The organism is Bradyrhizobium genosp. SA-3, from assembly GCF_004212635.1.
GTDB lineage: Bacteria > Pseudomonadota > Alphaproteobacteria > Rhizobiales > Xanthobacteraceae > Bradyrhizobium.
In genome coordinates this window covers 28,356-50,335 of the sequence record NZ_PSRT01000060.1, presented here as the reverse complement: position 1 = coordinate 50,335, position 21,980 = coordinate 28,356, and the positions used below count along the sequence as shown (strand labels likewise).

Below are 21,980 nucleotides of genomic sequence, written 5' to 3'. Positions count from 1 at the left end.
CTCAGGCTTGAGCACGCCGGGCGCGGACAGGCCGATGAAGATGTCGGCGTCGCCGATGACGTCGGCGAGCGTGCGCTTGTCGGTCTTCTGCGCATAGACCGCCTTCCAGCGATCCATCGACGTGTTGCGGCCCTCGTGCACGAGGCCGTCGATGTCGCAAACCCAGATGTTCTTGCGCTGCGCGCCCATCGACACCAGCAGGTTCAGCGTCGCAAGTGCCGCGGCCCCTGCCCCCGACGCCACGATCTTGACGTCGGACAGTTTCTTGCCGTTGAGCCTGAGGCCGTTGGTGATGGCGGCGGCGACGATGATGGCGGTGCCGTGCTGGTCGTCGTGGAAGACCGGGATCTTCATGCGCTCCTTCAAGCGCGCCTCGATCTCGAAGCACTCCGGTCCGCGGATGTCCTCCAGATTGATGCCGCCGAAGGTCGGCTCGAGCGCCGCCACGGTTTCGACCACGCGGTCGATGGTGTCGGCGGCGATCTCGATGTCGAACACGTCGATGCCGGCGAATTTCTTGAACAGGACCGCCTTGCCCTCCATCACCGGCTTGGAGGCCAACGGGCCGATATTGCCGAGGCCGAGCACGGCGGTGCCGTTCGAGACCACGGCGACCAGATTGGCGCGGGTGGTGAGCGAGGCGGCCTCGGCGGGATTCTTGGCGATCTCGGTGCAGGCGGCCGCGACGCCCGGCGAATAGGCCAGCGCGAGGTCGCGCTGGTTGGCAAGCGGCTTGCTTGCCTGGATCTCGAGCTTTCCGGGCCGCGGCAGACGGTGATAGGCGAGCGCCGCCTGGTGGAGATCATCAGAATAGGACGACATGCGGTGTTTCGCCTCGCGTTACCGGCCTCAAAATGTCTGAACCGGAGCGGCCGCCCGCGCGGACGGTATTTCCGGGCCATGGAAACGGGATGAAGCACGGCAGCCGCCCCGGTGGCAACATCCGATTGCGACCCCATCAACAGGACGCGTGGTCAAATACTTGAAAACCATAGCTTTCCCTGGACCGCATAGCGTTTCGCGAATATGCCAGGTTGCGCGGTGCAAAACGAGCAACTGGAGCATGGGAATGAAGCGAATCCTGATCGGCCTGATCGTGGCAGCCGTGCTCGGAGCGGGCGGATGGTTCGGCTTCAACCTCTACGCCAAGCATCGCGCCACCGCCGAGGTCGAGGCCGCGTTCGAAAGGATCCGTTCGAGCGGCGGCAAGGCGAGCCATGGCAAGATTGATTTCGATCTGCCCACACGCACGGTGACGATCGAGGACATCGCGATCGCTCCCGGCGAGCAGGCGCAGATCAAGATTGCCGGCATCAAAGGCACGGGGGTCCGCCTGGTCGATGATATCAGGTTCTCGGCCGACAACATCGACGTCACGGGTTTCGAAGTCGCGCTGAACCAGGTCGGCCCCACGAAGCTGAAGGCGTCCTACAAGATCCCGCAACTCGCCCTGCGCGACTATGCCGGCCCCCTTCACGCCGGGAATTTGCCGACGGGCGGCTCCCTGATCGACATCTACCGCTATGTACTCGATCAATACGCAAACGTCACGGCATCGTCAGTCACGGCTCCGACGCTGACGATGAGCTTCGATGCGAGCGGCAGCGCCGCCGGCAGCGGCGAAGTCGCCTATTCCGGGCTGGCGATCCAGCATCTCGAGCACGGCAAGATCGATGCGATGAAGGCGGATCGGGCCGTCTTCACCATCGACGTGCCGCAGCCGGGCAAGCAGGACAAGCTGACCGGCGATCTCTCCAACATCATCGTCAACGATTTCGACGCGACCGCGATCGCCGCGGCGCTGGGTCCGCAGAAGTCTGGCGACGACAGCTACCACCGCGTCTACACGCAGATCTCGGCCGGCCCCTATGTGCTCAAATCAACCCAGGGCATGCGGATGGACATCGACGGGATCATCTTCGAGGACATCGCGGTGCAGCCGTCAAAATTCCGGCCGGCCGAGATCGTTGCGCTCATGCCGACAGACCGGTCGGTCCTCCCGACACAAGCGCAATCGCGCGAGATGATGGAGAAGCTCGCCGGGGTCTATGAGGGCCTTCGCATCGGCAAGATCGAGGTTGGCAAGACGTCGATGGGCACGCCGCAAGGGACGGCGAGGATCAACGCCGTCAGATACCGGGAAGGCGAGTTCGCGGTCGAAGGCGTCGATACGCCGTCCCCGCAGGGGCAGTTCAAGATGGAGCGCTTCGCGCTGAAATCGTTCAGCGCGGCAAACCTGATGCGCTGGGCGGCAGACCTCAGCGGTCACGGACAGGCGCCCTCGCCCGATCAGTTGCTGGGCCTGTTCCGCGTGCTCGAAGGCGCTGAGATCAAGGGCGTCGTGGCGCCCTACAAGAACACGCGCCAGCTCGTCACCATCGACACGATCAGCCTGAACTGGGGCCAGCTGGTCGGATCGATCCCGAGCAAGGCCAACCTGGTCGTGAAAATGGTCACCCCCACCGATCCTGCCAACCCGGCGCAGCGGCCACTGGTCATGGCGGGCGTCGACAAGCTCGCGATCAACCTCGATCTCGGCGCGGCCTGGACGGAATCGTCAGGTGCGTTTGCGCTCGCGCCCGCCACCATCGATCTCGGCAATCTCGCCCGGGCGCAGGCCCGCCTCGCGCTCGCCAACGTGCCGCGCACGATGTTCACCGCCGATCCGATGCAGGCCGTGAGCCAGGCCGGCCAAATCGAGACCGGCGCGATCGAGCTCTCCCTGCGCGACGGCGGCGTCGTCGATCTCGTCGTGGCGCAGTTCTCGCGCATGCAGGATGTCAGCCGCGACGCCGCGCGCAGCGCCATCGTCGAGATGATCCGGGCGCAGGGCGAGAAGATCGCGGCCGCCAATCTCGACGCCAAGGCGGCGGCGGACGCGCTCGCCGACTTCGTCGCGACCTCGGGGCAAACGCTCTCCGTCAAGCTGACACCGCTCGGCAAGGTGCCGTTGGTTCAGCTCATGGATGCCCTGAACCACGACCCGATCGTCGCGCTGGCGCAGTTCAGGATCGAGGCGTCGACGGGGTTGTGAGAGGACGAGGCTGTAAGAGAGAGAAAGGCGAAGCTCTCCTCCTCGTCATTGCGAGGAGCACTTGCGACGAAGCAATCCAGAATCTTTCCGCGGAGGGACTCTGGATTGCTTCGCTGCGCTCGCAATGACGACGTGGAGACAGCCTCTCCCCGCATCCGCCTTCGCTGAAGCTTCGGCGGGACAAGGGCGCGGAGAGGCAAAGAGCCTCACTTCTGCGGCAGGTTCACCCGCACGTGCAGCTCGCGGAGCTGCTTGGTGGTGGCTTCCGACGGCGCGCCCATCAAGAGGTCCATGGCCTGCTGGTTCATCGGGAACAGCGAGATCTCGCGCAAATTCGTGGTGCCGCACAGCAGCATCACGATGCGGTCGACACCCGCGGCCATGCCGCCATGCGGCGGCGCGCCGTATTGGAAGGCGCGGTACATGCCGCCGAAGCGGTCGACCACCTCCTGCTCGCCATAGCCGGCAATCTCGAACGCCTTCACCATCGCTTCCGGCACGTGGTTGCGGATGCCGCCCGAGGCGATCTCGTAGCCGTTGCAGGTGATGTCGTACTGGAACGCCTTGATGGTCAGCGGGTCCTGGCCCTTCAGCGCTTCCAGGCCGCCCTGCGGCATCGAGAACGGGTTGTGCGAGAAATCGACCTTCTTGTCGTCCTCGTTGTACTCGTACATCGGGAAGTCGACGACCCAGGCGAGCTCGAACCGCTCCTTGTCGGTGAGGTTCAACTCCTCGCCGACCTTGTTGCGGGCCAAACCGGAGAACTTCCAGAACTTGTCGGGATCGCCGGCGACGAAGAAGGCGGCATCGCCCTCCTTCACGCCGAGCTGCGCGCGGATCGCGGCAGTGCGCTCAAGACCGATGTTGTTCGCGAGCGGACCGGCACCCTCGCCGCCCTCACGCCACATGATGTAGCCGAGGCCGGGCTGGCCCTCGCCTTGCGCCCACGAGTTCATGCGGTCGCAAAAGGCGCGGCTGCCGCCGCCCGGCGCCGGGATCGCCCAGACCTGGTTCTTGGGATCTTCGAGCATGCGCGCGAACACCTTGAAACCGGAGCCGCGGAAATGCTCGGAGACGTCCTGCATCTCGATGGGATTGCGCAGGTCCGGCTTGTCGCTGCCGTATTTGCGCAGTGCCTCGGCGAAGGGAATCCGGCGCCAGCCCTTCGTCACCGGCTTTCCTCTCGCGAACTCCTCGAACACGCCAGTGATGACAGGCTCCATCGCCGCGAACACGTCGTCCTGCGTCACAAAGCTCATCTCGACGTCGAGCTGGTAGAACTCGCCGGGCAGACGGTCAGCGCGCGGGTCCTCGTCACGGAAGCAGGGCGCAATCTGGAAGTAGCGATCGAAGCCCGACATCATCAGCAGCTGCTTGTACTGCTGCGGTGCCTGCGGCAGCGCGTAGAATTTGCCGGGATGGATGCGCGAGGGCACCAGGAAATCGCGCGCGCCCTCCGGCGAGGACGCGGTCAGGATCGGGGTGTTGAACTCGAAGAAGCCCTGCCCCTCCATGCGCCTGCGCATCGACTTGATGATTTCGATGCGGGTCATGATGTTCTGGTGCAGCTTCTCGCGACGCAGATCGAGGAAGCGGTACTTCAGGCGGATGTCCTCGGGATATTCCTGGTCGCCGAACACCGGCAGCGGCAGGTCGCCGGCCGGGCCCAGCACCTCGATCTCGCTGATGTAGACCTCGACCTTGCCGGTCGGCAAATCGTCATTGTCGGTGCCTTGGGGGCGGCGGCGGGCCTTGCCGTCCATCCGTACCACAAATTCCGAGCGCAGCTTCTCGGCCAGCGAGAATGCCGGCGAGTCCGGGTCGACCACGCACTGGGTCAGACCGTAATGATCGCGCAGATCGATGAACAGCACGCCGCCATGGTCGCGAACGCGATGGACCCAGCCCGAGAGGCGAACCGTCTCGCCGATGTTGCTCTCGCGGAGCGCGCCGCATGTATGTGACCGGTAGCGATGCATGGTCGTCCCAAAATCAATGTCGGAGGAAGCGAATCGAACGGCCTGTAAGGGCCGGTCCGAAGTTGCGGCAGGGTTTACCCGACGAGACCCTAGGCGGCAACCAAGGGAACGCGCTGTTTTGGGCCAGATGCGCCCATTTTCAAGGGCCGAGCCTTTGCCATTAGGCGTTCCAGCCCTATCTTGAGGCCATGACGGTGCATTTCCCCTTCCAGAACTCGTATTCGGCGCTGCCGGACAGCTTCTTCGCCCGCGTCGCGCCGACCCCTGTGGCAGCGCCCCGGCTGATCAAGCTGAACCGGCCGCTGGCGGTCCAGCTCGGGCTCGATCCAGACGCGCTGGAGACCCCGGAAGGCGCCGAAATCCTGGCCGGCAAGGCGGTTCCCGTCGGCGCCGATCCCATCGCCATGGCCTATGCGGGCCACCAGTTCGGGCATTTCGTGCCCCAGCTTGGCGACGGCCGCGCCATCTTGCTCGGCGAGGTCATCGACAAGGACGGCGTCCGCCGCGACATCCAGCTCAAGGGAAGCGGCCCCACCCCGTTCTCTCGCCGCGGCGATGGCCGCGCCGCGCTCGGGCCGGTCCTGCGCGAATACATCGTCAGCGAAGCGATGTATGCGCTGGGGATCCCGACCACGCGCTCGCTCGCCGCCGTCGTCACCGGCGAGCACGTTATCCGCGAGACCGCGCTGCCCGGCGCGGTGCTGACGCGGGTCGCCTCGAGCCACATCCGCGTCGGCACCTTCCAGTTCTTCGCCGTCCGCCGCGACACCGAGGCGATCCGCCGGCTCGCCGACCACGTCATCACCCGCCATTATCCCGAACTGCTGCATGTCGAGCGGCCCTATCACGCCCTGCTCGCGAGCGTCGTCGCGCGCCAGGCCGATCTGGTCGCGCGCTGGCTCTTGGTCGGCTTCATCCACGGCGTGATGAACACCGACAACACGTCCATCTCCGGCGAGACCATCGACTACGGCCCCTGCGCCTTCATGGACACCTACAATCCCGCGCAGGTGTTCTCCTCGATCGACGAGATGGGCCGATACGCCTATGCCAACCAGCCGCGCATCGGCTTGTGGAATCTGACCCGGCTTGCCGAATGCCTGCTGCCGCTGTTCTCCGACGACCAGGAGAAGGCGGTGGCCGAAGCGCAGGACATTCTCGGCGCCTTCGCCGAGACATTCAGCGCGGCCTATCAGGCCGGCCTGCGCAAGAAGGTCGGCCTCTTCAGGGAGCAGGACGGCGACGAGGCGCTGATCCAGGACCTGCTCGATGCCATGGCCAAGAACCAGGCCGACTTCACGCTCACCTTCCGCAAGCTTGGTGAGGCCGCAGGCGATGAGTCCGGCAACGCCGACGTCCGCGCGCAATTCATGGATCCCTCGGTTTTCGACGAGTGGGCCAAGCGCTGGCGCGAGCGCATCGCCCTGGAGCCGCAGGCCCCGGCCGAGCGGAAAGCCGCGATGCACGCCGTCAACCCTATGTTTATCCCGCGCAACCACCGCGTCGAGGCCGTGATCCAGGCCGCCGTGAACGATGACAACTACGCGCCGTTCGAAGAGCTGGTGAAGGTGCTGGCCAGGCCGTACCAGGATCAGCCGGAGTTTGCCGCCTACGCCGATCCGCCGCTCCCGGACCAGCGGGTGCTGCAGACGTTTTGCGGGACGTAGCGACAACTCGGTGCGTAGGGTGGATTAGCCGAAGGCGTAATCCACCTCTTCTCTCAACAAGCGGAAAGTAAAGAGGTGGATTACGCCGAGCGAACTGCGCTGCGCGCAGTCGCGCGGCTAATCCACCCTACAAGATGACCCGGCCGTCATCCCCGCTCTCCGAACTCGCCTGCTATCTTGGCATCACCGCCCCAATCCTCAGGAACCAAGCGGGCGCGGACATCGCGGTGAAACGACGAGTACGGCCAATCGCGTACTCGCGACGCATGGCCATGCTTCACAGGGTTGTAGTAGCAATACTCGACATGGCGAGCATAGTCGGCCTCGTCACGGATCAGATGCTCCCAGAACCGGCGTTGCCAGATGCCGCGCTCGTTCCGTGCGGCGCGGACGGCGCTCAACCGCTCGTTCGCTGGCAAAGCTTTGGAAAAACGTGTCTTGATCAACGCCAGCGAACCGAGAAATTGGACTCGCCGGGCGGCAGCTTCCAGATTGCATGCAGATGATCCGGTAGAACCACAAAGGCGTCGATCTCGAAGGGATGGCTCTGGCGCGTTGCGGCGACGGCACCCCGTAAGATCTCGATCTGGTCGGTCAGGAGAGCTTTCCGCCGATCAAGCAGGTTCACCGTGAAGAACCAGCATCCTCCGGGAACGAATGCGCGGCGATAGTCGGACATTGATCACCAATATCACAACTTGAAGTTGGCTCACAGTGGTGGATTACGCCTTCGGCTAATCCACCCTACAGACCTGCAGACATTCTGTGGGACTTGAGAGAGATGCCGTTGGATGGGTAGAGCGCAGCGCACCCATCTTCCTCGGCGCCTCAACCATCCCTGCACTCGCGATGCTGATGGACTTCCCTGCGCGCGTCCTGCGCACTGCGATAGGCTCGATGCCGCAACGCGAGACGACCCCGTTGACCGCACTCGCCGTTCTGCCCAACAATTTGCGGCGTCGGCAACCACTGTCATCAAACTGAAACACTCTCACTCTAACCGGCTGGCGGGCCGTCTTGCCGGAGGCGACCGTCCTCCCAGAGACCTGACACGCGCGCCATGCCCTTCAAATTCATCCATATCACCGACACGCATCTCGCGAATCCGGGGCTGAAGCTCTATGGGCTCGATCCGCGCGCCCGGCTGGACGCGGCGATTGCGGACATCAACAAACACCAGTCCGACGCTGCGTTTGCCGTCGTGACCGGCGACCTCACCCATTGGGGCGAGCCTGAATCCTACGCCAATTTCGCAGACGCGATGGCCGCGCTGAAGATGCCGTACATCGCCATGGTCGGCAATCACGACAAGCGCGTCGCCTGCCTCGACGGTCTTCGGTCGGCGCCGCGCGATCAGAACGGCTTCGTGCAGGGCACCCGCACCACCGAGCACGGCCTGTTCGTCTTCCTCGACACGCTGGACGAGACCAGCCATGCCGGCGAGATGTGCGCAAAGCGCCTCGACTGGCTGGCGAGCACGCTGGCCGCAGCGCCGGCGGACATGCCGTTCGTGGTTTTCATGCACCATCCGCCCTTCCCGGTCGGCGTGCTCGCGATGGACGAGATCGCGCTGAAGCAGAGCGCGGAATTCGCCGAAGTGATCGCGCCCTATCGCAGCCGCATCCGCCACCTCTTCTTCGGCCATGTGCACCGGCCGATCTTCGGCAGCTACGGCAAAATCCCGTTCTCGACGCTGCGCGGCACCAACCACCAGGTCTGGTTCGAGCTCAATGCCAACGCGCCGCATCTGGCGAGCCACGAACCGCCTGCCTACGGCGTGGTGCTGATCGACGATGAGAACCTGGTCGTGCACAGCCACGACTTCCTCGACACCAGTCTGCGCTTCCCCTTCGACCCGCCTGCGGGAATGGACGGCCGCGACTATGCGCTCAAGTTTGCGGCGCGGTGAGATGAGCCTCGCCGAACCCGCGGCTCTCCCGGTCGCAACTTCGGCGGCACCGCGCCTGCATGTCCTGAAGCGCTTCGCCGCCGGCTTCAAGGCCTCGCTGCCGGCCTATCTGCTGCTGCTGCCCTCGCTGGTCTTCCTCGCGCTGTTCACCTATGGCGCGATGGGCCGCGTGTTTATCGATGCGCTCTATCAGCGCACGACCCCGAAAGCGCCCGTCCGCTTCGTCGGCCTCGACAATGTCAGCGCGGTGCTTGCCGACCCCGCCTTCACCGGCGCGGTCGTCAACAATCTGATCTATGCCGTCGGCACGGCGATCCCGAGCATCGGCCTCGCGCTGTTGTTTGCGCTCGCGCTCGCGCGCACCAACGCGGTAACCAGCGCGCTCCGCGCCGCGCTGTTCCTGCCGGTGCTGATCCCGATGGTCGCGGCATCCGCGCTGTTCCTGTTCATCTTCCTGCCCAATGTCGGGCTGCTCGACTATTACATCGGCCGGCTGCTTCCGGTGCTGCCGAACTGGCTGGGCGATCCCGACATCGCGCTGTCAGCGATCATGGTGATCACGATCTGGAAGAATGCCGGCTATTACATGTTGTTCTTCCTCGCCGGCCTGCAGGCGGTGCCAGAGGACGTCATGGAGGCTGCCCATCTCGATGGCGCCGGTCCGTTGCAACGCCTGCGCTACATCATCCTGCCGGAGCTTAAGCCCACCTTCCTGTTCGTCACCGTGATCGCGACGCTCAATGCGGTGACGCAAGTCGATCACGTCTTCGTCCTGACCCAGGGTGGCCCGTCTAACTCGACCAATCTCGTGCTGTTCTACATCTACCAGCAGGCGGTCGAGCATTACGACGTCGGCAAGGCCTCGGCGGCGACGCTGCTGACGCTGGCCGCGTTGATGGGCCTCACCGCGCTTTCGTTCCGCACGCTGGCGAACCGCGAGGGCGGGCCATGAATTTGATCGACCGTCTGTTTAGGAATGCTCCGCTCGCCACCCGCCGCGAGATCACGCCAAAGCTCGGCTTCGTGCTGACCGTGCTGCTCGCGCTGGTCTGGCTGATCCCGTTCCTCTGGATGGGCGTGGCGACCCTGCGCCCGGCTTCCGACGGCATCAATCTCATGGCCGAGCTGATGCCGAGCCTGAAGCCGACGCTCGACAACATCAGGGAGGCCTGGGAGATCGGCGACTTCCCGCGCTACACCCTCAATACCACCATCATCTGCACCGGCATTCTGCTGGTGCAGTTCGTCACGATCACGCTGGCGGGCTTTGCCTTCGCGCGGCTCGCCTTCGCCGGCAAGACGCTGATCTTCTACCTGTTCTTGATGCAGCTGATGCTGGTGCCGGTGCTGCTGATCGTGCCCAATTTGAGCCTGATCGCGCAGCTCGGCCTCTACGACACGCTCACCGGCGTGATGATGCCGTTCTTTGCCTCGGCCTTCGGCACCTTCCTGATGCGGCAAGCGTTCGAGGCCATTCCGACCGAGCTGGAAGACGCCGCGCTGATCGACGGCGCGGGCCTGTTCCAGCGCATCCGCCACATCTACGTGCCGCTGTCGCTGCCGAGCTTTTCGGCCTTCGCCATCATCTCCGTGACCAGCCATTGGAATGACTTCCTGTGGCCGCTGATGGTGGTCAACTCGCCGGACAAGCGGCCGCTCACGGTCGGGCTCTCCGTCTTCACCAAGACGGCCGAGGGCACCCAGGCTTGGGGCACCATCGCCGCAGGCACGCTCATGGTGATCGCACCGCTGCTCGTCACCTTCCTGATCTTCCAGAAGCGCTTCATCAGCTCTTTCGTCACCTCAGGCATCAAATAGGAGATTTTCCGATGCTATTCTCCCGCAGGCTCATGCTCGGCCTTGCCATTGCAGGCACAATGGCCGGCGCCCTCGCCTTTCCGGCTTTCGCCGGCGAAGGCCCGACCGAGATCGATTTGTTCTTCCCCGTCCCCGTCGACGGCAAGCTCGCCCGCGACATGGGGACCTTGATCAAGGAGTTCAACGAGACCCACCCCGAGGTCAAGGCGACCGCCGTCTACACCGGCTCCTACGACGACACGCTGATCAAGACGCGCGCCGCGATCAAGGCCGGCAAGCCGCCGTCAGCCGTGATCATGTCGGCCAACTTCCTGCTCGACATGCAGATCGAGAACGAGCTCACCAATCTGGATTCTCTGATCGCCGCCGACGGCACCACCAAGGAAAAGTTCTTGGGCCAGTTCTTCCCGGCGCTGCAGGGCAACGCGGTGATCAACCGCTCGGTCTATGGCGTGCCCTTCCACAACTCGACGCCGCTGCTCTACATCAATGCCGACAAGGCCAAGGAAGCCGGCCTCGATCCGAACAAGCCGCCACAGACCTGGGCCGAGCTCACCGACTGGGCCAAGAAGCTCACCAGGCGCGAGGGCGACAAGGTCACCCAATGGGGCATCGCCATCCCCTGCGCCTATGACTATTGCGGCTGGATGATGGAAACGCTCACCATGTCCAATGGCGGGCGCTACTACAACGAGGAGTTCGGCGGCGAGGTCTATTACGATACGCCCTCGATGCTGGGTGCACTCACCTGGTGGAGCGACCTCATCTCTAAGCACAAGGTGCATGCGCCGGGCGCCACGCCTGGACCTGCCGTCAGCACCTCCTTCATCTCCGGCAATGCCGCGATGATGATGCTCTCGACGGGCTCGCTGACCTATGTGCGCGACAACGCCAAGTTCACCTACAAGGTCGCCTTCATCCCGCGCAACGTCCGCAACGCCGTGCCGATCGGCGGCGCCTCGCTGATCATTCCGGCAGGGCTCGAAGCCGACAAGCAGAAGGCCGCCTGGACGCTGATCAAGTGGATGACCTCGCCCGAGAAGAGCGCCTGGTGGAGCCGCGCCACCGGCTATTTCGCGCCCAACATGGCCGCCTACAAGACGCCTGACATGGTCGACTTCCTGAACAAGAACCCGGACGCCAAGACCGCCGTCGAGCAGCTCGACGTCGCAAAGCCCTGGTTCGCGACCTACAAGACCGTCCCGGTGCGCAAGAACCTCGAGGACGAGGTGATGCTGGTCCTCAATGGCAAGAAGCAGCCGAAGGACGCCCTCGCCGCCGCCCAGAAGGCCGCCGACGAGACGCTGAAGCCGTACAACGCGGAGACGTCGCTGAAACTGCCCTGAGCGGCCTCGTAGGGTGGATTAGCCGCAGGCGTAATCCACCAAAGCCGTCCTGCGTGCGAGATAAAGTGGTGCGTTACGCCTACGGCTAACCCACCCGCACCTTGCCTGTGGCGCCCATTAACTCCCCGTCCACCATCCGGCTGCCCGCACCGCCGGTAACCATTGGAATTAACAAACCCTCAACGCACTCCCGACAAATCTACCAATGTTTCTGGAGATTTCGCCGTGGATCTGTTGGTTTTCGAGTTCCTGGGACTGGCTCTGGTCGCCATGTGTGTGCTCGTGGTGGCGTTGCCCTGCGCCCGGAAATCCTCGCAGCGGGTCCGCTACGAATAGGATTATTGTCGGAAAAAGCGATTCCGGCCCAAATGCAAGGCTCGAATTCGCATCGAGCCCCTTGACATCACTGCACTTTCGGCAGAACGGCTGATGATCTCGTCATGGGCCGTTCATGGATTTGATTACCACCACTGCTGACCTCGCGGCTGCCTGCAGCCGGCTGGCCAAGCACCCCGTCATAACCGTCGATACCGAGTTCCTGCGCGAAACCACCTATTACCCGCTGTTGTGCGTGGTGCAGATGGCCAGCGCCGAGGAAGCCGTTGTCATCGACGCCCTGGCCGAGGGCATCGACCTCAAACCGTTCTTCGAGCTGATGGGCAACGAAGGCGTGCTGAAGGTCTTCCACGCCGCCCGCCAGGACATCGAGATCATCTGGCACCAGGCGGGCATCATCCCGCATCCGGTGTTCGATACCCAGGTCGCGGCCATGGTGCTCGGCTATGGCGACAGCATCGCCTATGACCAGTTGGTCGAGAAGGTCACCGGTCACCGCCCGGACAAGACCCACCGCTTCACCGACTGGTCGCGCCGGCCGCTCACCAAGGAGCAGATGCACTACGCGGTATCAGACGTCACCCACCTGCGCGACGTGTTCGCAGCACTGGATGCCGACCTGAAGAAGCGCCGGCGCAACGAATGGGTCTCCATCGAGATGGAGGTCTTGACCTCGCCCAGGACCTACGACTTCCACCCCGAGCGCGCCTGGGAGCGGCTGAAGACCCGGGTGCGCAAGCCGAAGGACCTCGCGGTGCTGATGGAAGTCGCGGCCTGGCGCGAGCAGGAGGCGCAGAGCCGCGACGTGCCGCGCGGTCGCGTGCTGCGCGATGAAGCCATCAGCGACATCGCAACGCATGCGCCGACCACACTGGAGAAGCTCGCCCATCTGCGCTCGGTGCCGAAGGGGTTTGAGAAATCCAAATGGGGCGCTGACATCGTCGCCGCGGTCGAGCGCGGGCTGGCGCGGGATTTCTCGGCGCTGCCGAAGCTGGAGAAGCCGCGCAACAACTCCAATGGCGCCGCCATCGTCGAGCTGTTGAAGGTGCTGCTGCGCATGACCGCGGAGCGCCATGCGGTCGCCAGCAAGGTGATCGCCACCGTCGACGATCTCGAAGAGATCGCAGCCAGTGACGAGGCCGACGTGCCGGCCCTGCGCGGCTGGCGCCGCGAGCTGTTCGGCGATGCCGCGCTGAAGCTCAAGCGCGGCGAGCTGGCGCTCGCGATCGAGAAGGGCCGCGTGGTCGGGGTGCAGCGGGCGTAGGCCCGCGCCCTCCCCCACAGTGTCGTCCCGGCCTAGTGCGCAATTGCGCACGGGGGGCCGGGACCCATAACCCCAGGGAGGGGCTTGGCGAAGATTCGTCGTTCGGTACTCCCACCACGCTCGATCGATAGATCACGCGGTATGGGTCCCGGCCTTCGCCGGGACGACACCGAACATGTGGCAGATTACTTCGCCCACAATGATCCGCCTTACGCCGGCGTCAGCTTCGCCACTTCACCCTTCATATCCTCCAGCACACCCGAGATCGCCGCGACCAGTTCGTCGATCTGGCCCTTGGTGGCGATCAGCGGCGGGCAGATGGCGATGGCATCGAGCATGTTGCGGGAAATCACGCCGCGCTCCTGCAGCATGCGGCTGGCGATGCCGCCGACGGCGCCGGGCGTAGCGGCTGCCGTCTTGCGCCCCTTGTCGAGCACGAGCTCGAGAGCGGCGATCATGCCGACGCCGCGGACCTCGCCGACCAGCGGATGGCTGGTGAGCTCGCGCAGCTTGCCCTGCATATAGCTCCCCAGTTCGGCGGCATGCGCGACCAGGCCGCGCTCTTCGATGATCTTCAAATTCTCCAGCGCAATCGCCGAGCCGACGGGATGGCCGCCCGCGGTGAAGCCGTGGCCGAGCACGCCGATCTTGTTGCTCTCGTCCGCGATCGGCTCGAACATGCGGTCGTTCAGCATGATCGCCGACAGCGGGAAATAGCTCGAAGTGATCTGCTTGGAGACCACCATCGCGTCCGGCTTGATGCCATAGGTCTCGCAGCCGAACATCTTGCCGGTGCGGCCGAAGCCGCAGATCACCTCGTCGGCGACCAGCAGGATATCGTACTTCTTCAAGACCTTCTGGATCTTGTCCCAATAGGTCGCTGGCGGAACGATGACACCGCCCGCCCCCATCACCGGCTCGCCGAAGAAGGCCGCGATCGTATCCGGGCCCTCCTTCTGGATCAGCGCGTCGAGCTCCTCGGCCCGGCGCGTCGCGAACGCCTCCTCGCTCTCGCCCGGCGCGCCGTCCTTGTAGAAATGCGGCGAGCCCGTGTGCAGGATGTTCGGCAGCGGCAGGTCGAACGAGCGGTGATTGTTCGGCAAGCCCGTGAGGCTGGCCGAGGCGATGGTGACGCCGTGATAGGCGCGCAGGCGGCTGATCACCTTCTTGCGCTGGGGCTGGCCGAGCGCGTTGGAACGATAGGCGATCAGTTTCAGGACCGTATCGTTGGCTTCCGAGCCGGAATTGGTGAAGAACACCTTGCTCATCGGCACCGGCGCGAGTGCGACCAGCTTCTCGGCGAGGTCGATCGAGGGCCTGTGCGATTTGGCCGAGAACGTGTGATAGAACGGCAGCGCCTGCATCTGCTTGTGCGCGGCGTCGACCAGACGCCTCTCGTTGAAGCCGAGCCCGACGCTCCACAGCCCTGCCATCGCCTCGAAATAGCGCTTGCCCGCGGCATCGAACACGTAGGGACCCTCGCCGCGTTCGATCACGAGGGGACCGGCCTGCTGATGGGTGCGCGCGTTGGTGTAGGGATGGAGCTGATAGGCCACATCCCGGGCCTCTTGCGAATTCGGCAGGATGGACATTTGCAGGGATCCCTAAAGTCGTGACGTCGTCGGCACAGCCAGCGTCAATCACTTGATGATCAAGCTACTTGGCTATTGCGATAAGACAAAGCTTGCAACGCCAATTCGTCGGCAGCAAGCGCTCAGCAGCGTTGCACAAAGCCGCATATCGGGATGAGATGGCTCTCAGGCCGCGTCGTCGTCATCCCCATCGTCAGCGGCGGCGGCCTCCCTCACCTCAACGAGCGCCATCGAGAGCAGATAGACCGTCGTGGGCAAGCCGACGCGGCGCGCCGTCTCGACGGCACGCGACAAATCGCTCGCCAGCTCCTTGAGCTGTTCTCCCCTTGACAATGTCTCGACCCCCACCCGCCGATCGCGGCCGCCTACACCGCAACGGCGCCGCTGGTTCTGATCAGTTCGGCGCTGGAATGGATCGTAGCAAAATTCCCGATGACATTCACTACTGCTCGCTTGTAGGCGGCGGCATCGCCCGTGCCCGGCTGCCGGCAGGCCACGGCGTCAGTGACCACCTCGTAGCGATGGCTGCGGTGAAACCCGTCCACGGCGGTGGCCAGGATGGTCTCGTCCAGGGAAAACCCGGCCAGCACGCAGCGCACATTATGGATATTGGACATGTAATCCACAAACCGCGACGAGCTGTAGGCCGACGGCAGCGGATGCTCGAACATCATTTCTCCCGGACGCGGCTTCGCCTCCGCGATCCAATCGGTCAGCCTGGATGCCGGATTGAACCAGGCCGCCTGCGCGATGCGCTTCAAATGCATCACCGGCCAGAGATTGCTGCGCCACAGCGTCAGCAGTTCCAGGCAGCGCTCGGTGGCGGCATCGCCGTCGAGGATGACGTGGCGGCGCCCAGGGGTCAGATATTCGACCTGGAGGTCCGCGCAGACCAGGATCGGCGGATCATCGTGGATGGAAACCGGCATTGTCTTGCGCGCAGCTGCACCTGTTTCAGCGGTCGGCGAGCGCGAGATCCCGCAGCGGCGAGGTCACCGCCCGCCCCGCCGAGGCATCGAGCACGCCCGGCCGGTCCCAATCGCCTTCGGGCCGGATGATCACATAGGGATCGCTGTCCAGCGTGATGGCGTCCGGCCCCGGCTCGATCTCCAGCAGCATCTCCGTGTAGGAAAAATCCGAGAAGGTGATCTTGCGGTTGTGGCCGAGCGGCTTGGCGCCGAAATGGGCCCAGAAATCGACCAGCCGGTCCTGCGCCTGGCCGTAGATCTTGCGGAAGCCCTTGCGCTTCACATAGTCGACGCTCGCCTGCACGAGCTTGAACGAAACGCGCGAGCGCCGGTATTGGTGACGCACCGCAAGCCGCTCCACCTTGGCGAAATCGCCGAAGAAGCGCACCCGCAGGCAGCCCGCGGGCTCGTTGCCGACGAAGCCGATGAAATGCGCGGCGACCATGTCGTTGCCGTCGAACTCCTCCTCGAACGGACAATCCTGCTCGGCGAGATAGACCGCAGAACGGATCGCGGTGACCAACATCAGATCGCTGGGATCGCGCGCGAGGCGGATGGTGATGGCGCGGGAGTCGGGCTTGGCGAGAGGAATTCTAGTACCGTGCATCTGCAAAACTCCTTGCTTGGATGATCGCACCCGGCATGCGCATCGGCTGGCGATGCCAGGGGCGCTCGTAGCACCAGAGGTCGGGTTGGAAGCTTGGGACAGGCACAAAGCCGGTCGCCTTCATGATGTCGCGTCCGGCCACGGTTGACGGCTGCGCATAGCAATCGGCGCCGCGAAACCTTAGCTGTCGCAGATGAGCCGCGGCCTTGCCGAGACCGGCGATACCGCGCCCCGTCGTCGCGATCGCCCAGATGTAGATGGCCGCGACATCGTCCTTCGCGGACGCGAGATAGCGCGTCTCGGGCGCGGTGAGGCAGATCTCGTCGAGCAGCAGCGCATCGTGCCCGCGATCGTTGAGGAACAGGAAGGCCATGCCGCCGAGCAAACGGCCCTTCCGGCTGAACGTCAGGATGCTCTGAGGATCGAAGGTGAAATATCTTGCAAGCTCTGCTGAACCGATCTGCACGCCCGGCACCAAGCGATGCGCCATTTCCGAAAGCGCGGCGATTTCGGAAAATTGCGCGCAACGGACGTCCACGTCCGGGCTCAGCGGCAGCGCGTCGAAATCATGCCTTGCGGCAAACGAGCCTCTTTCCATACCGAGATCGCCCCTCTATCGTTTGCTGCTTTCGTACCCCGCTATGAGGACGAGCTTAGCGGTTGGGGACCAAGAGTATGCAGCAGTTATTGCACCGGGGTGCTGCGATGATGCAGCACCGTGAAGAAGTCCTGGGTGCGTCCTGGGACGATTTGAAGCTGTTTTTAGCATGCGCAAAATATAAAAGTTTTCGCAACGCAGCCGAAGAGCTCGGCCTCACCTCCACCACCTTGATGCGCCGGATCGACCGGCTCGAAGAGAGCATCGGCTGCAAGCTGTTCCTGCGCGACCAGAGCGGGCTCACGCTCAGCGACGAAGGCACCGCGATGATCGCCGACGTCGCGCATATGGAGCGTCACGCCTTCAACGTCTTCCGTCGCGCCTCGCGTTCGTCGAACGACACCGCGGGCACCGTGCGCGTCGCAGTGACGGAGGGGCCCGGCAATTTCTGGATCTTGCCGCGGCTGATCGATTTCCAGAAGACCTATCGCAGGATCACGGTCGATCTGCGCTGCGCGATGGAGCAGGCCGACGTCGCGCGACTTGAATCCGACATCGCGATCCAGCTCGAGCCACCGACCAATCCGGATTTGATCGTCGCCAAGCTCGGCCGGCTGCACATCTATCCGTTCGTCTCCAAGGAGTACGAGGACCTCTACGGCGTGCCGGCAACGCTCGCCGACCTCAAGAACCACCGCATCATCAAGCAGAGCGCGCCGCAGGTCGATGACGGCGCCTATGCCCGCGTGCTCGGGCTGAAGTCGCTGGAAGGCGTCGTCGGGATCAAGACCAACTCCTCGGTCGGCGTGCTCTATGCCGTCGAGCGCGGCGCCGGCATCGGCTTCCTGCCGACGGTGTCGATCGCGCTCGGTGCGCCGCTCGTTGCCGTCGATCTCGGCGTCAGTCACCACGCCGATCTCTGGCTCACCTATCACAAGGAGTTCCGCACCTCCGAGCGGCACAAGATCGTGGTCGACTGGCTGAAGAAGATCTTCGATCCCAAGACCTATCCCTGCTTCCGCGACGAGTTCATCCATCCGAACGCGCTGGTGCCGATGATGACGGCCGCGCGCGAGGGTTTTGGGCTGACGGGCTATGCCGCGGCAACGCCGGCGTGACCGCCATTTTTTTGAGCATGATCTTGTCGGAAAACCGCTACGCACTTTTCCGGATCATGCTCGCGCTCACCATCTGTATTCGAAGCCGACCGTGCCCTGGTGCGAGGTGAGCTCGTTGCGGAACTTGCCGTCGTAATTGACGTAGAGCCGCGCGACGCTGGTCAGGCTGAGCGAGGCCGAGGCGCCGGCATCCATGCCGTACCGGCTCTCGCCGATGCCGGGGACGACGATGCTCTGGGTCCCCAGGCTGACTTGGATCGATCCGAGATCCTGGCGGAAATTGTCGACGAACTTGCCGTAGGCGGACAGGTCCAGGATTTTCTGGTCGATGATGAAGTAGCGGCCGATCTCGGCCCCGATCATGACGCGCGCACGCGACAGCGCTGTTGCACCGACGTTGAGCGGATCGAGGCCGCCGGCCTCCCGGAACGCCGCGCTGGTGGCGCGCACATATTCCAGCGCCCCCTTGGGCACGATGCGCATCTGGTCCTTGGTCCAGTAATAGCTGATCTCGGTCAGCGCACCGTCGACCGCGGCGCGATAGCCCGCGCTCGCAAGGCCGAAGCCGGTGTCGCGGCTGGAACGGACCTTGCCGAAACCGTGCACCACCGCAAAGGCCCAGGTCCAAGGCCCCTTGTCGATGAAGCCGTTGAAGCCGACCTGGGTCAGGTCGAGTGTCGCCGACTGGAGCGCCAGCGGCACGTCGATGTCGGTGTGGCTCTGGTCGACCGAAAAGCCGATATTGACACCCGGCGCGAGCCGGGCGCCGATGCCGGCGACACCGCCAAAGGTCTTGCGCTTGTCGCCGAGGAAGTCTCCTTGCGCTTCGGTGCGGACCGAGATGCCGTAGCCCTCGAACCAGGTGCGGTAGCGCGGATCTTCGGTGCTTGCCGATGCGCCGCCGCCGCCGGGATTGGTGCGGGACGCCCGGTTGAAGCCGCTCGATGCCTGGTTGCCGAGGCGCTCCAGGAAACCTGAGCCGAGATTGAGCGTGCTGTTGCCGGCCGACTGGTCGTAATTGGTCGAGGTCGGCATCGGAACCGGGGTCGGCGACGGCGTGGGTGTCGGGGTCGGGGTGGGCGTCGGCGTCGGACTTTGCGCGAGGACGGGCGTCGCCGCCGCCCCCGTTACGATGAGCGCAAACGCCATAAGGGCAAAGGTCGTGGCGACCGCTGCCGCGACGCGGCGGACGCGGTTCAGCCCGATCGTCTGCCGTGTCCCTGGTGGCTGCGCGATGCAGCGCATGACGACAAATCCCAAAGCAAATGGCGGCGCGCAAAAATGCAACAGGAGCGGCGCACGCATGAGGTGATTTGCGCCGAACTGTTACGGAGGGTCAACCAGCTGACACCTCCCGACGAGGGGGATTGCGCCTGATTGTGGTTCCCCGGCCACAGGTCGAAAATTGCACTCGGGCGCGTCCGGCGCGATCTTGAAATTCGCGCCCTGCTTGCTAACACGCGCTTTTCATGTTGCAATATTGGCCACAATCGGAATTGGCCGCTCGGCTGTGCGTTTCGCGACATTGAGACTCAAGACTCGAACAGACTTCCGGAAGCCCGTTTGTGGCGTGGCACGCGAAAAAGCGGCCGCGTCTTTTTTCTATCTAGTGGAGGAGACTAGCGATGCCGCAAAAGGGCACCGTCAAATGGTTCAACCCGACCAAGGGCTATGGGTTCATCAAGCCGAACGGCGGCGACAAGGACGTGTTCGTCCACATCTCCGCCGTCGAGCGCGCCGGACTCTCGACCCTCAACGAGAACCAAGTGGTTGAATACGACCTCGTGGAGAACCGCGGCAAATCATCCGCGGAGAACCTCAAGGTCTCCTGATTTCTCTCAAAGCTACGCGCGAGAGATCATGACGTTGCCCCCGGCTCTGCCGGGGGATTTTGTTTGGGAAGTGGAAAGGCGACGTCGCTTCAGCGCACCACCGGCGAAACCAAAAAATTCTCCGACGGCCCGCTGCCCGCCGTCCTGCACACCTCGCCCTCGATCCGGACCTTGCCGGCCGCGAGCAGCCGCAGCGCCTCGGGATAGATGCGGTGCTCGACTTCGAGGATGCGCTCCGACAGCGTGTCGGACGTATCGTTGTCGCTGACGGGCACCGCGCCCTGCATCACGATCGGGCCGGCGTCGGTCTCGGGGATGACAAAGTGCACTGTCGCGCCGGACAGCTTGACGCCGGCACGCAAGGCCTGGCCGTGCGGGTCAAGGCCGGGGAAGGACGGCAGCAGTGAGGGATGGATGTTGAGCATCCGTCCGTACCATGCCTTGGTGAACTCCGGCGTGAACAGGCGCATGAAGCCGCCCAGGCAAATCAGCTCGATTCCGTGCCGGTCGAGCGCGGCCTGCAGCACCGTTTCGAAACCGGCGCGGTTCTTGCCGAACGGCTTGCTCTCGATCACCTCAGTTGTCACGCCGCTCGCCCTGGCCCGTTCAAGCCCCAGCGCATCGGCCTTGTTCGAGATGACCAGCGAAATCTCTGCCGGAAAATCCGCGGCAGCCGCCGCCTTGATCAGCGCGGCCATGTTGGAGCCGCGACCGGAGATCAGGATGGCGACGCGGCGCTTCATCACAGCGCCAGGTCGAGGTGGCCGTTATAGACGACGCGGTGCTCGCCTTCGGCCGGGATCACGGTGCCGAGCTGCGCCACGGTTTCGCCGGCATCGGTGAAGACCTTGACCACCTTGTCGACTTGGTCAGGTTCGACGATCGCGATCATGCCGATGCCGCAATTGAAGGTGCGCAGCATTTCGAGCTCGGCGATGCCGGCCTGCGCCGCCAGCCATTTGAACACCGGCAGCACCGGCAGGCGTGCGAGGTCAATGCCGACGCCGAGATGCTTCGGCAGCACGCGCGGAATGTTGTCGGTGAAACCGCCGCCGGTGATGTGGGCGAGCCCCTTCACCGCGCCAGTCTCGCGGATCGCACGCAGGCAGGATTTGACGTAGAGCCGCGTCGGCGTCAGCAGCGCGCCGCCAAGCGTCATCACCGGCGCGAACGGCGCCTGCGCCTCGAAGCCGAGACCGGATTGTTCCACGATCTTGCGCACCAGCGAGAAGCCGTTGGAATGCACGCCCGACGAGGCGAGCCCGATCACGGCGTCGCCCGCCGCGATGTCCTTGCGCGGCAGCAGCGTGCCGCGCTCGGCGGCGCCGACGGCAAAGCCGCCGAGATCATAGTCGCCGTCCTTGTAGAGGCCGGGCATCTCGGCCGTTTCGCCGCCGATCAGGGCGCAGCAGGATTCGCGGCAGCCCTCCGCAACGCCGGCGACGATCGCGGCGGTGGCCTCTGGATCGAGCTTGCCGCAGGCGAAATAGTCCAGGAAGAACAGTGGCTCGGCGCCCTGGACCACGAGGTCGTTGACGCTCATGGCGACGAGGTCGATGCCGATGCCGCCATGCAGGCCGGTCTCGATCGCGATCTTGACCTTGGTGCCGACGCCGTCGGTCGCGGCAACCAGGACGGGGTCCTTGAAACCGGCCGCCTTGAGGTCGAACAGGCCGCCGAAACCGCCGATCTCGGCGTCGGCGCCGGGCCGTGCGGTGGCGCGCACCATCGGCTTGATCAGGTCGACGAGGCGGTTGCCCGCGTCGATATCGACGCCTGAATCGGCGTAAGTGAGGCCGTTTTTGCGGTCGGTCATGCCCGATTTCCAGTGGGTTTGCGGCTGGTTACGTCGAATTCCGGGGACGCGCAATGGCTCGCATGGCGCCCGGCCCTATACTATGTAGATATCAAC

The 21,980-nt window shown here is 64.3% G+C and carries 19 protein-coding genes and 1 pseudogene; 9 read left to right on the top strand and 11 right to left on the bottom strand.

Annotation, left to right across the window (positions count from 1 at the left end; translation table 11 throughout):
- The coding region (locus CWO91_RS21730; protein ID WP_283810985.1) for a malic enzyme-like NAD(P)-binding protein at window positions 1-822 on the bottom strand (822 nt) is incomplete at its 3' end.
- A gap of 247 nt (window positions 823-1,069) precedes the next feature.
- Here CWO91_RS21730 and CWO91_RS21725 point away from each other — a divergent pair.
- A complete protein-coding gene (locus tag CWO91_RS21725; RefSeq protein ID WP_165405615.1) occupies window positions 1,070-3,034 on the top strand; it encodes a hypothetical protein in 1,965 nt (654 codons plus the stop codon).
- A gap of 206 nt (window positions 3,035-3,240) precedes the next feature.
- Here the strand turns inward: CWO91_RS21725 and aspS are convergent, their stop codons facing one another.
- Complete coding sequence (gene aspS / locus CWO91_RS21715) at window positions 3,241-5,013, bottom strand: aspartate--tRNA ligase (RefSeq protein ID WP_130216117.1); 1,773 nt, start codon at window positions 5,011-5,013, stop codon at window positions 3,241-3,243.
- A 188-nt stretch (window positions 5,014-5,201) separates the two neighbouring features.
- Here aspS and CWO91_RS21710 point away from each other — a divergent pair, with 188 nt between their 5' ends.
- Window positions 5,202-6,680, top strand: coding sequence for a protein adenylyltransferase SelO (locus tag CWO91_RS21710; RefSeq protein ID WP_130216115.1), 1,479 nt, complete (start codon window positions 5,202-5,204; stop codon window positions 6,678-6,680).
- A gap of 146 nt (window positions 6,681-6,826) precedes the next feature.
- Here the strand turns inward: CWO91_RS21710 and CWO91_RS21705 are convergent.
- Window positions 6,827-7,359, bottom strand: a pseudogene (locus tag CWO91_RS21705) (REP-associated tyrosine transposase).
- Window positions 7,360-7,740: 381 nt separating this feature from the next.
- Here CWO91_RS21705 and CWO91_RS21700 point away from each other — a divergent pair.
- From CWO91_RS21700 to rnd, 5 genes are all read left to right on the top strand, one after another.
- On the top strand, window positions 7,741-8,589 hold the full coding sequence (locus tag CWO91_RS21700) for a phosphodiesterase (RefSeq protein ID WP_130216113.1): 849 nt from the start codon (window positions 7,741-7,743) through the stop codon (window positions 8,587-8,589).
- A gap of 1 nt (window position 8,590) precedes the next feature.
- The gene (locus tag CWO91_RS21695; RefSeq protein ID WP_165405614.1) at window positions 8,591-9,541 is read left to right on the top strand and encodes a carbohydrate ABC transporter permease; all 951 of its coding nucleotides are present in this window, start codon (window positions 8,591-8,593) and stop codon (window positions 9,539-9,541) included.
- Window positions 9,538-10,407: a carbohydrate ABC transporter permease gene (locus CWO91_RS21690; RefSeq protein ID WP_130216109.1), complete on the top strand. Its 870-nt coding sequence runs from the start codon at window positions 9,538-9,540 to the stop codon at window positions 10,405-10,407. Before CWO91_RS21695 ends, CWO91_RS21690 begins: the two co-directional genes overlap by 4 nt.
- Window positions 10,408-10,418: 11 nt before the next feature.
- Window positions 10,419-11,753 (top strand): ABC transporter substrate-binding protein, encoded by a 1,335-nt coding sequence (locus CWO91_RS21685; RefSeq protein WP_130216107.1) that lies wholly within the window; start codon window positions 10,419-10,421, stop codon window positions 11,751-11,753.
- A 451-nt stretch (window positions 11,754-12,204) separates the two neighbouring features.
- The gene (gene rnd, locus CWO91_RS21680; RefSeq protein WP_130216105.1) at window positions 12,205-13,353 is read left to right on the top strand and encodes a ribonuclease D; all 1,149 of its coding nucleotides are present in this window, start codon (window positions 12,205-12,207) and stop codon (window positions 13,351-13,353) included.
- 209 nt (window positions 13,354-13,562) lie between these two features.
- Here rnd and CWO91_RS21670 read toward each other — a convergent pair whose 3' ends face one another.
- The 5 genes from CWO91_RS21670 to CWO91_RS21655 form a co-directional block, all read right to left on the bottom strand.
- Window positions 13,563-14,945 carry an aspartate aminotransferase family protein gene (locus tag CWO91_RS21670; protein ID WP_130216103.1) on the bottom strand — a complete coding sequence of 461 codons (1,383 nt, stop codon included), beginning with the start codon at window positions 14,943-14,945 and terminating at the stop codon, window positions 13,563-13,565.
- A 165-nt stretch (window positions 14,946-15,110) separates the two neighbouring features.
- Window positions 15,111-15,278, bottom strand: coding sequence for a hypothetical protein (locus tag CWO91_RS43125; RefSeq protein WP_164940438.1), 168 nt, complete (start codon window positions 15,276-15,278; stop codon window positions 15,111-15,113).
- A 32-nt stretch (window positions 15,279-15,310) separates the two neighbouring features.
- Window positions 15,311-15,874 (bottom strand): isochorismatase family protein, encoded by a 564-nt coding sequence (locus CWO91_RS21665; RefSeq protein WP_130216101.1) that lies wholly within the window; start codon window positions 15,872-15,874, stop codon window positions 15,311-15,313.
- A gap of 25 nt (window positions 15,875-15,899) precedes the next feature.
- On the bottom strand, window positions 15,900-16,520 hold the full coding sequence (locus tag CWO91_RS21660; RefSeq protein ID WP_091892890.1) for a GNAT family N-acetyltransferase: 621 nt from the start codon (window positions 16,518-16,520) through the stop codon (window positions 15,900-15,902).
- Window positions 16,507-17,118, bottom strand: a complete 612-nt coding sequence (locus CWO91_RS21655; RefSeq protein ID WP_091892888.1) for a hypothetical protein — start codon at window positions 17,116-17,118, stop codon at window positions 16,507-16,509. Before CWO91_RS21655 ends, CWO91_RS21660 begins: the two co-directional genes overlap by 14 nt.
- Before the next feature lie 77 nt (window positions 17,119-17,195).
- Between CWO91_RS21655 and CWO91_RS21650 the strand changes: the two genes are divergently transcribed.
- A complete protein-coding gene (locus tag CWO91_RS21650) occupies window positions 17,196-18,236 on the top strand; it encodes a LysR family transcriptional regulator (RefSeq protein ID WP_091892886.1) in 1,041 nt (346 codons plus the stop codon).
- Window positions 18,237-18,302: 66 nt separating this feature from the next.
- Here the strand turns inward: CWO91_RS21650 and CWO91_RS21645 are convergent, their stop codons facing one another.
- Window positions 18,303-19,481: an autotransporter outer membrane beta-barrel domain-containing protein gene (locus tag CWO91_RS21645; RefSeq protein ID WP_165405613.1), complete on the bottom strand. Its 1,179-nt coding sequence runs from the start codon at window positions 19,479-19,481 to the stop codon at window positions 18,303-18,305.
- 380 nt (window positions 19,482-19,861) lie between these two features.
- Between CWO91_RS21645 and CWO91_RS21635 the strand changes: the two genes are divergently transcribed.
- Complete coding sequence (locus CWO91_RS21635) at window positions 19,862-20,068, top strand: cold-shock protein (protein WP_008551638.1); 207 nt, start codon at window positions 19,862-19,864, stop codon at window positions 20,066-20,068.
- Window positions 20,069-20,157: 89 nt separating this feature from the next.
- Here CWO91_RS21635 and purN read toward each other — a convergent pair whose 3' ends face one another.
- Both purN and purM read right to left on the bottom strand, forming a co-directional pair.
- Window positions 20,158-20,811 (bottom strand): phosphoribosylglycinamide formyltransferase, encoded by a 654-nt coding sequence (gene purN, locus CWO91_RS21630; protein ID WP_165405612.1) that lies wholly within the window; start codon window positions 20,809-20,811, stop codon window positions 20,158-20,160.
- Complete coding sequence (purM, locus tag CWO91_RS21625) at window positions 20,811-21,884, bottom strand: phosphoribosylformylglycinamidine cyclo-ligase (RefSeq protein ID WP_130216095.1); 1,074 nt, start codon at window positions 21,882-21,884, stop codon at window positions 20,811-20,813. The genes purN and purM overlap by 1 nt, the downstream gene beginning before the upstream one ends.
- Between the last annotated feature and the right edge of the window lie 96 nt (window positions 21,885-21,980).

What these genes read in the sequence shown, in the direction of transcription:
- CWO91_RS21650 (WP_091892886.1), top strand. Translation starts at nt 17,196, where the DNA reads ATGCAGCAGTTATTGCACCGGGGTGCTGCGATGATGCAGCACCGTGAA.
- purM (WP_130216095.1), bottom strand. Translation starts at nt 21,884, where the DNA reads ATGACCGACCGCAAAAACGGCCTCACTTACGCCGATTCAGGCGTCGAT.
- CWO91_RS21655 (WP_091892888.1), bottom strand. Translation starts at nt 17,118, where the DNA reads ATGGAAAGAGGCTCGTTTGCCGCAAGGCATGATTTCGACGCGCTGCCG.
- aspS (WP_130216117.1), bottom strand. Translation starts at nt 5,013, where the DNA reads ATGCATCGCTACCGGTCACATACATGCGGCGCGCTCCGCGAGAGCAAC.
- purN (WP_165405612.1), bottom strand. Translation starts at nt 20,811, where the DNA reads ATGAAGCGCCGCGTCGCCATCCTGATCTCCGGTCGCGGCTCCAACATG.
- CWO91_RS21635 (WP_008551638.1), top strand. Translation starts at nt 19,862, where the DNA reads ATGCCGCAAAAGGGCACCGTCAAATGGTTCAACCCGACCAAGGGCTAT.
- CWO91_RS21690 (WP_130216109.1), top strand. Translation starts at nt 9,538, where the DNA reads ATGAATTTGATCGACCGTCTGTTTAGGAATGCTCCGCTCGCCACCCGC.
- CWO91_RS21670 (WP_130216103.1), bottom strand. Translation starts at nt 14,945, where the DNA reads ATGTCCATCCTGCCGAATTCGCAAGAGGCCCGGGATGTGGCCTATCAG.
- CWO91_RS21645 (WP_165405613.1), bottom strand. Translation starts at nt 19,481, where the DNA reads ATGCGCTGCATCGCGCAGCCACCAGGGACACGGCAGACGATCGGGCTG.
- CWO91_RS21665 (WP_130216101.1), bottom strand. Translation starts at nt 15,874, where the DNA reads ATGCCGGTTTCCATCCACGATGATCCGCCGATCCTGGTCTGCGCGGAC.
- CWO91_RS21725 (WP_165405615.1), top strand. Translation starts at nt 1,070, where the DNA reads ATGAAGCGAATCCTGATCGGCCTGATCGTGGCAGCCGTGCTCGGAGCG.
- CWO91_RS21660 (WP_091892890.1), bottom strand. Translation starts at nt 16,520, where the DNA reads ATGCACGGTACTAGAATTCCTCTCGCCAAGCCCGACTCCCGCGCCATC.
- rnd (WP_130216105.1), top strand. Translation starts at nt 12,205, where the DNA reads ATGGATTTGATTACCACCACTGCTGACCTCGCGGCTGCCTGCAGCCGG.
- CWO91_RS21695 (WP_165405614.1), top strand. Translation starts at nt 8,591, where the DNA reads ATGAGCCTCGCCGAACCCGCGGCTCTCCCGGTCGCAACTTCGGCGGCA.
- CWO91_RS21700 (WP_130216113.1), top strand. Translation starts at nt 7,741, where the DNA reads ATGCCCTTCAAATTCATCCATATCACCGACACGCATCTCGCGAATCCG.
- CWO91_RS21710 (WP_130216115.1), top strand. Translation starts at nt 5,202, where the DNA reads ATGACGGTGCATTTCCCCTTCCAGAACTCGTATTCGGCGCTGCCGGAC.
- CWO91_RS21685 (WP_130216107.1), top strand. Translation starts at nt 10,419, where the DNA reads ATGCTATTCTCCCGCAGGCTCATGCTCGGCCTTGCCATTGCAGGCACA.